Origin of the sequence: Aestuariimicrobium ganziense (assembly GCF_015352975.1) — a bacterium.
Lineage (GTDB): Bacteria > Actinomycetota > Actinomycetes > Propionibacteriales > Propionibacteriaceae > Aestuariimicrobium > Aestuariimicrobium ganziense.
Map to the genome: position 1 here is coordinate 29,819 of NZ_JACYIZ010000007.1, position 13,629 is coordinate 43,447.

Sequence of the window (13,629 nt, forward strand, 5' to 3'; positions counted from 1 at the left end):
CTAGGCTGACCGTGTGTCTGCGTGGCCACCACCTCGGCCCCCGGCGGCCGGGAGCTTCCCTCCCCCACCACCGGGCGCCAGACCTGTGCTCGCACCCCCGCCGGTGCAGGCTCTCGCGTCCACTCCTCCACGTCGGCGACTTCCGTGGTTGTCAGTCGTCCTGCTCTGCCTGGCCATGGTCACCAGCGTCGGCCTGGCCCGGCTGACCGCCCAGGGCGGACGACACGACGGCGCCGGCGCCGCCACCTGGATCGGCACCGACGGCCTGGTCTCGTGGATGGGCAACCAGTCCACGTCGGAGACCGTCGAGACCCAGTTGGCCAAGGGCGGGCAGCCGTTCGTCAACACCTACCCAATGTTCGTGCTGGTGGCACCGCCGTTCGAAGAGGCGCTGAAGGCCACCTGGGTGCTGGAACGCCGCGGCCCCGAGACCGAACTGTCGACCTCACTGCTCGGGGTCACCGACCAGGGGATCGCCACCCTGGGAACCGTGCACACCACGGCCTGGGCGCTCTACCACCCCGGACGCACAGACATCCCCGCCGATCCCCAGGTCGGTCGCACCTGGAGCCAGCAGGGTCTGCTGCGCACCCAGACCGACGAGGCACTGCAGTGGACCAGCCAGGGAGAGGTGCTGGCGGGCACCCAGGCCGGCTGCCTGCGCTTCCGGATCAGTGAGACCTGGAGCAACGGCCACCAGCAGACCAACGACCTCGAGCGGTGTCCGGGACGAGGCATCGTCGCCGACCACGGACGCGGCCTGATGCCGATCCCGGGACGAGTGGGCGACCTGCCCGAGATCAACCTCACCCCCACCTCGACGGCACCGACCTCTCTCACCCCGCAGCGCCTGACCGTCAAGCACACCGGACAGACCACCTCACCGATCGTGTCAGCGGCCCCGGTCGTGATGAACGGGGCGATCGCCCTGGTCAACCGCAGCACGGGGAACCTGATGGTCGGGGTGGCCCGCGGTGACCAACTGACCGTGCTGTGGGAACGCCACCCCGGCGGAGCGTCCCTGACGCTGACGGGCTTCGGCGACCTGGTCGTGGTGGGCACCACGCAACGACGGCTGATCGCCTACACCACCGTCGGCCACCGGGTCTGGGAGCAGGCCACCGACGACGTGGTCACCCATGCGCTCGCGGTGTCGCCGCAGCGTCTGCTCGCGCTCACCGCGACCGGCACCGTGACGGTGCACGACGTGATGACCGGGCAGGTGGTGTGGACTCGTGACCTGGGCACCGATCGCCAGTCACGGCCGACGCTGTGGGGCGACACCGTGGTCATCCCCTTCGAGGAGTCGCTCTGGGTGCTCGACGTGCGCACCGGCGAGACCCGTACCCAGCGGCACCTGCCGTCCGGGGTGGACTTCGCGACCGCCACCCCCGATGGGGTGCTGCTGTACGACAACTCCGGCCACCTGGCCCTGCTCGGGTACGACGGGCGCCTGCGGTGGGAGACGGTGATCGCCAGCGCCCGCTACCGCGACGGCGCCTTGGTCGGAGACTCGTCGGCGGTGGTGGTCAGCGAGGACGGTGCCGCCGTGGTCGACCTGGCCACCGGACGACGTCGGCCGGTGAACACCCGCGCCGACCATGCTGTGCCGTTCGTGGTCGATGGACGACCGGTCGTCCTGGCCGTCCAGTCGGGCGGATGGACGCTGGTCGGTGCCGATACCGCCGTGCTCGCCCGCGACGATTCGCGCAGCTGGACCACGGTCATCCGCAGCGTCAGTTCGGTGACCACCGAATCCAACGGGACGAGGACCGCCGGCGCCACGGTGGGGCTGGACAGCGACGGTGCCTTGTGGCTTTGGGGCACACCGTGAGGGAGGTCATCGGTGTCTTCGCCTCGGTGCTGCGCCATGTCTTCGTGGCCCCGGTCAGCGAGGGTGCGCCGCAACCCTCGCAGTGGCCCCAGCCGTTGCGCTGGGTGGTGGCGCTGGCGACGGCGGTGATCCTCACGCTGGGACTGGTGGCCGCCTTCGGTGACCGCCTGCGTGCCCTGGGCACCCTGATCAGCGTCGACCACTTCATGACCTTCCCCAACTGGGCGATCAGCCCGATGTTGTGGATCGGCGTCTTCGTGATGACGCTGCTGTTCAGCGCCACCCTGCGCACCCACTGGGCGGTGACGGTGGTGGTCTGGTTCACCGTCGCGCCGCAGATGCTGATGCTCTCGGCTGCCGGCGGGGCGCTCGGCATGGGAATGGCGTTGCTGGCCATGCTCGTGCTCGCGGTCGCCCCGTGGGTGGTGCGGCGACGGCGTTGGCACGTGGGTGAGGTGGTGCTGGTCTGGCTGATGCTGCAGGTGGCGGTGCTGCTGCCGCTGTGGCTGTCGCCGGCCCAGGGGCTGGGTCTGGACGCCCGGACCCTGTCGATGCTCAACATGCAGTTGGCGCTCACCGCCCTGGCCGCACCGGCGCTGGCCACCGCCGGCTATGCGGCGGTCGAGATCACGGTCAACGCGAGCCAGTGGCTGGCCCACGACCTGCGCCGGCTGGGTGTGCGTGCACCGGTGAGTCGCTGGCTGCTGGTGGCGGTGCTGCTCACCGGCGCTTGGCGGGGCTGGAGTGTGGTGCGCAGCCTGCTGTCGGACGAGCGGGGATGGGTGTGGTCGGACTTCGTCTCCACCGTGCTGATCGTGGCGGCCGCGGTCGGGCTGTGCCTGCTGCTGTGGAACCGCTCGCCATTGATATCGGGCGAGCGTCGGGCGGTGTGGCCGGTCGGACGACCAGCCCAGCTCGCCGAGGTGTGGAGCCCGTGGACCCTGCTGATGGGGGTCTCGCTGGCGGTGACGCTGTGGCCCCACAACCTGTTGGCGTCGCTGGGCACGATCCTGGGGGTCTTCGACGTACCCGAGTCGGTGCGCCAGGCGATCGACGCCGTGCAGCGCGGCGTCGGCGGCGCGGTGGCACGGGCGGCCGTGCGGGCGGGCTTCGCCGTCGGACTGTTCGTGCTGGCGTGGCGGCGGGCCAGGCGCGGCAACGCCGCCCTGGTGTTGCTGGCCTCGTGCACCGTGGCGCTGTGGCTGCCCCTGATGATGAACCTGGTGACCGGCGGGCGACTGACGGTCGACTGGAACGTGCGTGATCTTGCGCTGGTCACCTCGGGTGTCGCGGTGGTCTGGCTGGTCGTCACCGCTGTTCGTGGACGACTGCACAACGGCGTGCTGCTGGGGGTGTGGGTGGTGTGGCTGTTGCCGCAGCTCTACCAGTTCCGCCAGGTGATGTCGGACCCCACCGAGCTGGCCGGCCTGGTGTCTCCGATCGCGCTGGTGCTGCTCGGGCTGCTGTGGCGCCTGGCCACCGACGGCAACTTCGTCCGGGGTGACAACGACGCCTTCCCGCGCACCTCGCGGGTGCTGCTGCTGGTGGCCAACACCGCGGTCGGCATGATGGTGCTGGCGGTCGTCGCCCTCGGCGGCGGGCAGGCACCCTTCACCGCGGTCAACAACTGGGTCGAGCTCGGCGACAGCATGATCGGTGGGCCCTTGATGCTGGCGGCGATGCTGGCCCCGTTCCTGATCACCGCCTGGACCGCCCGGATCAGTGACGACCCACCGCCCGGTCCCGTCCCGGCAGTGGCGCCGGCGCCGGCCTGGTCAGCGGGCCTGCCAACGGCTCACGGGCAGGTGGGTGGGCAGGCTGCGCCGGGGGCCGCGCCGTTCCGCCAGCCCCACCCCTGAGCGTTCCAGCAGCAGTTCCACCCGGTAACGGTGGGGACGAAGCAGCTCCAGCAGCGCCTGGGCCGAGTGGGCCGCAGCGTCCGGCCCGCCGAGGCCGCGGGCGATGATGCCGGGCACGTGGTAGTCGTCGATGCTCCAGGCGTCGGGGTCGCCGAGCGCGCCCTGGCGCACCTGGGACGCGGTCCAGGGCCCGATCCCGGGCAGGCTGACCAGCGCCCGCTCGAGCCGTTCGCCTCGGGTGGTGGTCGGTTCGTCCGCCGATTCGACGAGGATCCGCTGCAGGGAGTCGGTGCGACGGAGCGCCCCGACCAGGGTCCGCGCCCGGGTGTGCTCGACACCGGCCTGCAGGAAGTCCCAGCTGGCGATGGCCGCCCACTGCGCCCCGGTGGGCGGGCAGACCATGCCGCGGGCGGGGTGCTCGTCCAGCTGGGCCGGACCGGGCGCGGGCGTACCGAACCGCCGGACGAGCATGCGAATCGAGTCGAAGGCCTCACGGCCGGTCACCCGCTGTTCGATCACGCTCGGGGCCAGCGACTCGGCCACCAGGTCGGTGGCACCCAGCGGCAGCCGGTGGCGACGCAGCAGCGGCCCGATCACCGGGTGGTCGGTGGTGAAGGCATCGGCGTCGTCGTGGCAGCCCAGCAGCCGCGGCAGTTGGCGCAGGGCCCAGCCACTGCCCGGCCCCCAGGCGCGTGCCTCGACATCGTCGCCCCCTGCCCCGGGCCCCTCGGTGGCCCCGCTGGCGGCCAGCCGCAGCAGCACCGGGCCGTCTGGAGTGGACGACGCACGCCACCAGACCTGGCCGTGGCGGCGCAGCGTCGGGTCGCCATGGCCGCGTTGCAGGCGGCCGAGGTTCCACAGCCCGGCGGCGCCACCGGTCACGATCGTGCGCGCCTGCGGCTGTAGGGTCGCTTCGACGGTGTCGGTGCTCTCGCCCACGTGGGCTGGCACCGGTGTCGCGTCCTGACCCATTCGACCAGAGTAGGTGGAGCCATGGCGGCCGGTCACTCCCACGGCGACGACGACCTCCCGCTCACCGAGGAGGAGAGCGAACAGAGGCGCAAGGCGCTGCGGGCCCTGGTCGTCATCCTGGTGCCACTGGCGGTGTGGACGCTGGCCGCCCTGATCTGGCTGTGGCCACGCGACGTCGCCGACCACATCCAGAACGACGGACTGAATCTGGCCGTGCCGGGGGCCACGCAGGAGAAGGCGACCATCACTGAGGTCGAACCGATGGACTGCGAGGGGCTGATCGGTTCGGTCCCGGGGCAGAACAGCGTGTGTGCGACGGTGGTGGCGGTGCTCGACACCGGCCCCGAGCAGGGCCAGAGCCAGACCTTCCAGGTCACCCCACCGATCTATGACTCCGGTGTCGAGCCGGGGCAGCGCGTGGTGATGTGGCGCATCCCGATCGAGCAGATGCCTGCTGCCTACCAGTTCATCGACTTCGAGCGCAGCACTCCGCTGTGGCTGTTGGCGGGTGCGTTCGCCCTGCTGGTGGTCGTGGTGGCCAGGCGGCGGGGGTTCCTGTCGCTGCTCGGGTTGGGCTTCGCGTTCTGGATCCTGATCGAGTTCATGCTGCCGGCGCTGATCATGGGACGAGACCCGCTGCTGGTGGGTCTGGTCGGCAGTGCGGCGATCATGTTCGTGGTGCTCTACACCGCGCACGGGTTCACCCTGAGAACGACGACGGCGCTGGTCGGCACGCTGTTCGGGTTGCTGATCATCGCCGGGCTGGGGTGGTGGGTGGCCAAGGCGGCCCACCTGACCGGGGTGAGTTCGGACGAGGACTACTCGTTGGCGGCCACCACCCCCGACATGGGGCTGACCTCGGTCGTGATCTGCGCGATCATCGTCGCCGGGTTGGGTGTGCTCAACGACGTCACCATCACCCAGGCCTCGGCGGTCTGGGAACTGGCTCGTACCGAGCACGACAAGCGCCGGCTCTACACCTCGGCCATGCGGATCGGACGAGACCACATCGCCTCGACCGTCTACACCATTGCGTTCGCCGCCGCTGGTGCGGCGCTGCCGGTGCTGTTGTTGCTGACCGTCTACCAGCGTCCGATCGGGCAGGTGATCGCCACCGAGATGTTCTCGGCCGAGATCATCCGCACCCTGGTCGGGTCGATCGGACTGATCCTGGCCGTGCCGGTGACCACCGCGGTCGGTGTGGCAGCAGCAGGGATCGGCCGCATCCAGCGGGTGCGCACCGTCGACGTCGCCCCGGCAGCGGTGCGTGCCCGACCGGCGAGTCGTCCCAGCCACGACTCACCCACCGAGGTCGAGGTCGAGCACGACAGCGACACCCCGGCCGCCACCTCGTCCGCCAACGAACCCGACGACGCCCAATTCCGTCGTCCCCGCCACCTCGACTCGACCGACGGCTGAGCGGTTCGCCGCCGATTGCCCGCCCACCGGCCGTGGCGCCGGTAGCGTCGTCCTCACCAGCACGAAAGGGATTGCCATGCAGAGCGTCGCGGACTTCATCGAGCAGATGATCCGGGAGGGCTACACCGTGCAGGGGGACGAGCACGGCTCCGATCCCGACCTGATCGGGCCCGACGGCAAGCGCGTCGAGACCTGGCGCGAGGACTATCCCTACGAGACCCGCATGCAGCGCTCGGAGTACAACGTGCTCAAGTACCGGCTGCAGGTGGAGTTGCTCAAGCTGCAGTACTGGACGCAGGACCACGGCCTGAAGCACGTGTTCGTCTTCGAGGGCCGTGATGCCGCGGGCAAGGGTGGCACGATCAAGCGGTTCACCGAGCACCTGAACCCCCGCGCCGCACGCGTGGTGGCATTGGCCACCCCGACCGAGCGCGAGAAGGGCCAATGGTACTTCCAGCGCTACGTGCAGCACCTGCCCACCGCCGGCGAGATGGTGCTGTTCGACCGCAGTTGGTACAACCGGGCCAATGTCGAGAAGGTCATGGGCTTCTGCACGCCCGAGGAGTACGAGATCTTCATGAACCAGGTGCCGGGCTTCGAGCGCTCGCTGGTCGACGCCGGTGTGACCATCAACAAGCTGTGGTTCTCGGTGACCCGCGGCGAGCAGCGGACGAGGTTCGCGATCCGCCAGATCGACCCGGTGCGGCGCTGGAAGCTGTCGCCGATGGACCTGGAGTCGCTGGACCGCTGGGACGAGTACACCGCGGCCAAGGAGGCGATGTTCGCCCGCACCGACACCAAGCACGCCAACTGGACGACGATCCGCTCCAACGACAAGAAGCGAGCCCGGATCAACGCCATGCGGTTCGTGCTGAGCCAGTTCGACTATGACGGCAAGGACCACGAGGTGGTCGGTGAACCGGACCCGCTGATCGTGCGCCGCGGCAAGAAGTCCGACGGCGACTGAGCCACTCCCGCCACGACCGAGTAGCAGCCGAGGGACGAGGCTGCGTGTCGAGATCGCCTCCTGCCCACCTGCACCCGCGGAACCCGCCGACCCCATCCGGCGTACTACGGGCAGCACTGCGTAGGAGCGGCCATCAACGTCTGGACCCACACCCGAACCCACCTCACCTGCGGTGACCACCCCCGCACCGAGCGCCACCACGAGACCCGCTCCCGTCGCCAGGGTCGGCTCGCGCGACATCGGACTGCCGAAGCCGAGTTTTCCGATGCTGCCCTACGGCCCGTCGTCCAGCACCGGCAACGGCACGCTCGACTTCAGCACGATGTCGGCCTCCGAGGCGCAACTGTTCGTCGACTTCAACAGCTCAGCAATCCGCGGCAACGAGCGGTGCGCCGCCGTGGGGATGGGCGCGATGAGCTACCCGGACGAGATCCTGCTCAGCAAGGTGTGGAGCGGTTCCTACGTCAGCGAACTGGCCCCGACCAATGTGATCGCCCACGAGACCGCGCACGTGCTGCAGAACACCGTGAAGCGCCGGGCCGGCTACGAAATGATGGTCACCGCCGGCACCAAGGATCCCGACGGACTACGCCTCACCCGCCGCATGGAGACCTTGACGCCCGCCGTGTGACTGTCACCGGCGACCAATAGCGTGACCTGCATGGACCTCGCACGCACCCTGGACGCCTTGGGAGTGATCACCGCCGGTGACGAGCCCCTGCCCGGTGCGATGTCGGGGGCCACCGTCGTCGCCGGTACCCGCGCAGGACGAGCGGTGGTGGTCAAGATCGTCCCGTTGACCTCCGACCTCGACCGGGCGCGCTCCGAGCGCGAACTCGCGATGCAACCACGACTCGGGGGCCTGGCCCCGCGCCTGCTCGACCAAACCCACGTCGAGGAGCGTTCGGTGCTGGTCTTCGAGCGGCTCGTGCCACCTCCTCCGGCCGACCAGTGGGGCGACCAGGACTGGATGACCCTGGTCGACCTGTTGGTGCGGGTGCACAGCTCACCGACCGACGGGCTCGTCCCACTGCCACCACCCGACCTGCTTCTCCCGGACGATCCGGAGGTGGTGACGTTCCTGCCCGATGAGGACGACCAGCGGCTGCTCGCGTCCGCGCTGGCCGCGCTCGATCCGGCGGACAGCCTGCCCCCCACGCTCGTCCACGGCGACTGCCACGTCGACAACGTCGTGCTGGACGAGGACTCGATGGTGCTGGCCGACTGGGCCGAGTCCGGCCTCGGTGACCCCGCTCGTGACCTGGCGTTCGTGCTGGCCAGGGCCACACCGGTCGGCGCTCGTCCGCCGGTTGAGGCGATGCTCGACCGCTACGCCGGGGCCCGCGGACTCGACCGAGCTCTGGTCGAGCGAGCGGTCCGTCGCCAGCAGTTCGAGGCCATCGCCCTGCAGTACCCGCTCTACCTGCCCTACCTGTCGCACGAGGCGGTGGAGCGCCTGCGAGAGGAGTTCCGCGCACTGGCTGGACGAATCCGCACCTGAGTGCAACGCGAACGGGTCCCAGCAGACTCTTGAAGGGTGTGACGGTCGTCGAGGAGGTGCGCATGCGGCGCGAGGCGGAGTTCGATGCCTTGGTCCGTGAGGGCCAGGACCGTTGGCTGCGCCTGGCCCACATGATCACCCGGGACTGGCACGTAGCCCGTGACGCGGTGCAGGACGCCCTGATCGGCGTCCACCGAGGTTGGGCACGGCTCCCCGAAGGGGCGGCTCGTGATGCCTACCTGCGCCGCAGCGTGGTCAACGCCAGCCTGCGGCAACTGCGCCGTCGCCCCAAGACGTTGCCCCTGGCCGACGAGTCCGCCCTGCCACCGGCACCCGGCGGTGACCCGGCCGACCGCGTGGCGGCCGCGGACGAGGCGTGGCGGCTGTGCGCCGAACTCGGACCCGTGCAGCGGGCGGCAGTCGTGCTGCGCTTTCACGACGACCTGACCTATGCCGACATCGCTGAGGTGCTCGGGTGTCCCGAGGCCACGGCCCGCTCGCACGTGCACCGCGCGCTCGGAACCCTTCGTCAAGCACTGGAGGAGCGATCATGACCGATCCCGAACAGGCCTTCCGCGACGCCTTCGCCCGGGCCGCCTCACGAGACCCTGCCACCGACCCGATCGAGCCTGAGGAGGTGTCGTCCGGTGCGCCAGAACGGTCCCGCTGGCGAGTGCTGGCTGCCGCAGCGGTGGTTGCGGTGTTGGCCGGCGGCGCCATCGTGGCATCCCAGCAACTCGGTGGGCCGGACGAGCAGGCCCTTTCGGCAGGTTCGGCCAGTGGTTCGGCGACCGGGGCGCACCGCCCGACGCCCAGGCCGTCGTCGACCTGGGCCAACACCCTCCCGGCCGACAATCCGATCGCCAAGGCGATGGGGCGAGACGACGCACCCCGCCGCGTCACCGACACCGGAGGGGTCTTCTCCTGCGGGCAGCACGTGGTGAGCCTGGGCCAGACCCTGCCCACCGAGGCCCGGACCTGCTTCACCGACGACATCACACGGCCCGCCAACATGGCGGTCGCCTTCTTCAGCGTCGAGGGCGACCCGATCGTCGAGTTCTGGTTCCGCGATGCGGGCAGGCGCACGGTCACCCGCCACATCTCCACCCACGAGGACAACTTCGGGCCCAAGGGATGGGCCACCATGACCTGCGAGATGAAGCTGCGCGGCCAGAACGTGGAGTTTGACGCCTGCAGTGGGTGAGGCTCATCCGGGCCTTGTGACAAGGTGGGTGGGTCGAGTGACCCCGCGTCGAGGAGGAGACCGTGGCCCGCACCCCCAGCCAGTGGTACGCCAGCGCCCGCGAGAGCTTCTGGTTCCTGCCCGCGGTGATGGTGGTGGCGGCGGTCGTGCTGGCCGAGGCCGCCACCGGGGCCGACCGTCTGCTCGACACCTCTCGGCTGGGGCGCCACAGCATTTTCGCGCTCGGCGTCGACGGGTCGCGCGGACTGCTGCAGATCATTGGTGGGTCGACCCTGAGCGTGGCCGCCATGGCCTTCTCGATCACCATCTCGGTGATTGCCACCGCGAGCTCGGCCTACGGGCCGCGGCTGGTGCGCAACTTCATGGCCGATCGCAGCAACCAGTTCGTGCTCGCCGTGTTCGTCTCGTCATTCGTCTACTCGCTGGTGGTGCTGCGCTCGGTGAACGGAGCCAATGAGCAGTACCAGCGCGAGGCGTTCGTCCCCTACATTGCGGTCTACCTGGCCATCGTGATCGCGGTGCTGAACGTGGTCGCGCTGGTCTACTTCATCCACCACATCGCCGATTCGATCCAGATCTCCACCTTGGTCGAACGCGTGCGCAACGACCTGGTCAGGGTGGCAGAACGCCATTACCCCGCCCCCGAGGACGAGGAGCGAGTCGCTGCCGAGCCGCTGCGCGGCGACCTGCCCACGGTGACGGCCGATCGCTCGGGCTACGTCACCGATGTCGACGTCAACGCCTTGGTGAAGGCGGCCAGGAAGCACGACACCGTGGTCGAGGTGCTCCCGATGGTCGGCGACCACGTGCTGGCCGGCGAACCCCTGGCACGCGTCACCCAGACCGACGACGACCTGACCAACACGATCGGCAGCAGCGTCACCGTGGACGACGCGCGCACCCCGCACCAGGATGTCCGCCGCGCCCTGCACCACCTGCTCGAGATCGCCGACCGGGCGCTGTCACCGGGCACCAACGACCCCTTCACCGCAGTGAACGCCATCGAGGAACTCGGCCCCGGCCTGGTGGTCATCGCGCGCTGCCGCGAGCTGCCCACTGGGCACGTGGACGACGACGGCAGCGTGCGCCTGGTGCTGCGGCGTCCCCAGCCGGACGACCTGGTCGACGAGGTTTTCGACGACCTGCGTGCCCACGGCTCGTCCGACATGCGGGTGATCAGGCCAACCATCGCGCTCGCCGCCCGGGTGGCTGCGGCTGGGCCGACCGAGCTGGGGACGAGGGCCTGGCGCCACGTCGAGTTGATGGTCGACGCCTTCGAGCGCAGTGGTGCCGATCCCTTCGACGTGGAGCGGATGCGCCGCGAGGTGTCGTTGGCCCAGCGCTGAGGGGGCGCGACGTCGGTCAGCTGGTGAGCCAGTCGGGCAGGTTCCGGGCGATCTCGATGATCTCCGGGAGCGAGGCGAGCTCATCAGCCGCACCCTCGGTCGCCTCGGCGCGACGCTGGTCGTCGCAGGGCTCGAGACCGGTCGTTCGCCGAAGGCAGCGGTCGGTCCAGTCCAGCCCGACCACCAGGTCGGCGACCAGGTTGAGGTGGGTGAGGCGCGGCCTGACGCCGGCCACCTCGGTGTAGGCCTCGATCACCTCACGGGCGATGTCGGGCCGGTCGTGGCCCGACATGCTCAGGGCCGTGCGGGCCAGTTCGTCCCAGGGGCGCCAAGGGGCGGCCACGTCCCAGTCGAGCACCCAGACCTTCTGGTCGCCGTCGACCACGAGGTTCTTGGGGTCGACGTCGCCGTGCGACATCACGGTCGATTCGGGGCGGGCCTGATGCTCGGCGTGCCAGGCCAACACCTGGTCGACCTGCGGCTGCACCGCCGCCGCCCGCTCGGCCCACTCCGGGTCGACCGCTGCGAGGTCGGCGACCAGCCCGCTCCAGCTCCTGGCCGTGGCCGGGTCGAGGGTGGGGAAGACGTCGGTGCGTCCGGGCTGCCAGTCCAGACGGTGCATCCGGGCGAGGTCGGCCCCCACCTGGCGGGCGAGCGCCGCCTCGGTCGGGGCGTCCGGGCAGGGTCGGGCGTCGTCCACCCACCGGTGCACGCGGAAGGTGTCCCCCTCGACGGTGGTGAGCACCTCTGAATCGCCGTTCAGCACGAGATCGGGAGCGCTCACGCCCGCAGCGATCGCCGCCTGCTCAAAGCGCGACGCCTCGTCCAACCACTCACGCCACAACGGGTCGGCCCAGGGATTGAGCAGGTGCTTGACGGCGAACTCGCCCTCGCCGGTGGTCACCCGGTACAGCCGGTTCGACCAGGCGCGTGAGACCTGCGCCACCTCGACCACGGTGCCGGGGAGTCCGCAGGCTGCCGCCACGGCCGGCCATCCGGCCTGTGGCTGTGCGGGCTCCATGGCCCCCAACCTAGGGCAGGTCGACCTCCACCGGCCCGGCGTCGGACTGGTCGCCCTTGCCGGTCACGGTCTTGATCGTGCTCACCACGGTGCCGACCAACGACTCGCCGCCCCAGTAGGTGGCGGTGTCCCCGGTGACCTTGAGCACAACGTTGTCGAGGTTCTCCGGTCCACCCTCGAGGAACATCGCTGCGCCCTTGTTCCACAACCGCTCGACCACGGCGCGGTCCTCGACGATGCTGGCGGCACCCGACAGCGACACCCAGGCCTTCTTCGAGGCGTAGGCGACGTTGACCTGGGGATTGCGTTGCACGTCGGCCACCACGTCGCTGCTGGCCTGCACCAGGAACAGCACGTCGCCGTCCTCTTCAGCCCGCTGGGTGGTCAGCGGACGACTGACCAGCCGTCCCGGCGTGCCGGAGTCGAAGGTGGTGACCATGGCCACCCCCTGGTCGTCCATGATCCGGTGGACCTTGGCCACCTCGTCGGGGTCGCTGGCCGTCGCGGCAGGGGTGGGTTGCTGCTGTTGTGTCATCTTCGCTCCTCAGGTTGCGTCCATGATGGGGCATGCGCATCGGACAAGCGGCGACGGTGGCCGCGCTCCCCACCTTGGGGTGGTGAGCGATGGCCGAGGGACATGCCGTTCACCGCTGGGCGGCACGGGTGCGTGAACTGGCCGGTGAGGTCGGACGATCGACCGGACGCCACACCCGGCACTTCGACCCCGCCCTGCTCGACGGGCTCGCGGTGCGCGACGCCGAGGCCCACGGCAAGCACCTGCTCGTCCACCTCGACGGCACCGAGTACGCCGCGCACCTGCACCTGGGCATGGACGGTGCGGTGACGGTGCGCAACCTGCACGCGTCGGGCGAGCGCGCCCCCGATCGTCGCAGCCACTACCAGCAGCTGAGCCACAGGTCCTACGGCCTGGCCTGGCGCCTGGTCACCGACCACCACGTGCTCGACGTGACCCAACCCCGGATCTGCGAGCTGCTCGATCCCGCCGGCCAGCAAGCCCTGCACGCCCGGCTCGGGCCCGACCCGCTGCGTGACGACGCCGACCCCGAGGTCGCGGTGGCCCGGCTGCAGAGCTCGGATCGTCCGATCGCCGACCTGCTGGTCGACCAGTCGATCATCTCGGGCATCGGCAACATCTACCGCGCCGAACTGTTGTGGCGGGCCGAACTGGACCCGCAGGCACCGGGAACGTCGGTCGACACACCGGTGCTGCGCCGACTCTGGGACGACGCGACGCTGTTGCTGACAGTGGGCCTGCACAGTGGGACGATCCTCACCGATGTCGAACAGGTCAGGGCGGCGCGGTTGCAGTTCGCCCGTGGAGCGCCGATGCCGAGATGGCAGGCGAGGTACGCGGTCTACGCCAGGGCAGGCCATCCCTGCCGGCGCTGTGGGGCCACGGTCGAGCAGCAGCAGGTGCCGGGTCGACAGACCCTGTACTGGTGCCCGGGGTGCCAGACGAACCCGTGACTTCGATCACGGCGGCAC

Annotated in this window: 13 protein-coding genes; 10 read left to right on the top strand and 3 right to left on the bottom strand. The window is 70.2% G+C overall.

The window, feature by feature from the left end:
* Nucleotides 1-148: 148 nt before the first annotated feature.
* Together IE660_RS13030 and IE660_RS13035 are read left to right on the top strand one after the other, a co-directional pair.
* Complete coding sequence (locus IE660_RS13030) at nt 149-1,834, top strand: outer membrane protein assembly factor BamB family protein (protein WP_203568812.1); 1,686 nt, start codon at nt 149-151, stop codon at nt 1,832-1,834.
* Nucleotides 1,831-3,693: a hypothetical protein gene (locus tag IE660_RS13035; protein ID WP_203568813.1), complete on the top strand. Its 1,863-nt coding sequence runs from the start codon at nt 1,831-1,833 to the stop codon at nt 3,691-3,693. The genes IE660_RS13030 and IE660_RS13035 overlap by 4 nt, the downstream gene beginning before the upstream one ends.
* Here the strand turns inward: IE660_RS13035 and IE660_RS13040 are convergent.
* Nucleotides 3,610-4,665: a DNA-3-methyladenine glycosylase family protein gene (locus IE660_RS13040; RefSeq protein ID WP_203568814.1), complete on the bottom strand. Its 1,056-nt coding sequence runs from the start codon at nt 4,663-4,665 to the stop codon at nt 3,610-3,612. The genes IE660_RS13035 and IE660_RS13040 overlap by 84 nt on opposite strands.
* A gap of 21 nt (nt 4,666-4,686) precedes the next feature.
* Between IE660_RS13040 and IE660_RS13045 the strand changes: the two genes are divergently transcribed.
* From IE660_RS13045 to IE660_RS13075, 7 genes are all read left to right on the top strand, one after another.
* Nucleotides 4,687-6,084, top strand: a complete 1,398-nt coding sequence (locus tag IE660_RS13045; RefSeq protein ID WP_203568815.1) for a YibE/F family protein — start codon at nt 4,687-4,689, stop codon at nt 6,082-6,084.
* A gap of 76 nt (nt 6,085-6,160) precedes the next feature.
* A complete protein-coding gene (ppk2, locus tag IE660_RS13050) occupies nt 6,161-7,051 on the top strand; it encodes a polyphosphate kinase 2 (protein WP_203568816.1) in 891 nt (296 codons plus the stop codon).
* A gap of 172 nt (nt 7,052-7,223) precedes the next feature.
* Nucleotides 7,224-7,682 carry a hypothetical protein gene (locus IE660_RS13055; RefSeq protein ID WP_203568817.1) on the top strand — a complete coding sequence of 153 codons (459 nt, stop codon included), beginning with the start codon at nt 7,224-7,226 and terminating at the stop codon, nt 7,680-7,682.
* Nucleotides 7,683-7,712: 30 nt separating this feature from the next.
* Entirely contained in the window at nt 7,713-8,552 is an 840-nt protein-coding gene (locus IE660_RS13060) for a phosphotransferase family protein (protein WP_203568818.1), read from the top strand.
* A gap of 38 nt (nt 8,553-8,590) precedes the next feature.
* Nucleotides 8,591-9,106, top strand: a complete 516-nt coding sequence (locus tag IE660_RS13065) for an RNA polymerase sigma factor (RefSeq protein WP_203568819.1) — start codon at nt 8,591-8,593, stop codon at nt 9,104-9,106.
* Nucleotides 9,103-9,756 carry a hypothetical protein gene (locus IE660_RS13070; protein WP_203568820.1) on the top strand — a complete coding sequence of 218 codons (654 nt, stop codon included), beginning with the start codon at nt 9,103-9,105 and terminating at the stop codon, nt 9,754-9,756. The genes IE660_RS13065 and IE660_RS13070 overlap by 4 nt, the downstream gene beginning before the upstream one ends.
* Nucleotides 9,757-9,818: 62 nt before the next feature.
* Nucleotides 9,819-11,102 carry a DUF2254 domain-containing protein gene (locus IE660_RS13075; protein ID WP_203568821.1) on the top strand — a complete coding sequence of 428 codons (1,284 nt, stop codon included), beginning with the start codon at nt 9,819-9,821 and terminating at the stop codon, nt 11,100-11,102.
* Between the two features lie 16 nt (nt 11,103-11,118).
* Here the strand turns inward: IE660_RS13075 and IE660_RS13080 are convergent, their stop codons facing one another.
* Together IE660_RS13080 and IE660_RS13085 are read right to left on the bottom strand one after the other, a co-directional pair.
* Nucleotides 11,119-12,123, bottom strand: a complete 1,005-nt coding sequence (locus IE660_RS13080) for a phosphotransferase family protein (protein ID WP_203568822.1) — start codon at nt 12,121-12,123, stop codon at nt 11,119-11,121.
* 10 nt (nt 12,124-12,133) lie between these two features.
* On the bottom strand, nt 12,134-12,658 hold the full coding sequence (locus tag IE660_RS13085; RefSeq protein WP_203568823.1) for a pyridoxamine 5'-phosphate oxidase family protein: 525 nt from the start codon (nt 12,656-12,658) through the stop codon (nt 12,134-12,136).
* An 89-nt stretch (nt 12,659-12,747) separates the two neighbouring features.
* Here IE660_RS13085 and IE660_RS13090 point away from each other — a divergent pair, with 89 nt between their 5' ends.
* Complete coding sequence (locus IE660_RS13090) at nt 12,748-13,611, top strand: Fpg/Nei family DNA glycosylase (RefSeq protein ID WP_203568824.1); 864 nt, start codon at nt 12,748-12,750, stop codon at nt 13,609-13,611.
* The last annotated feature ends 18 nt before the right edge of the window (nt 13,612-13,629 follow it).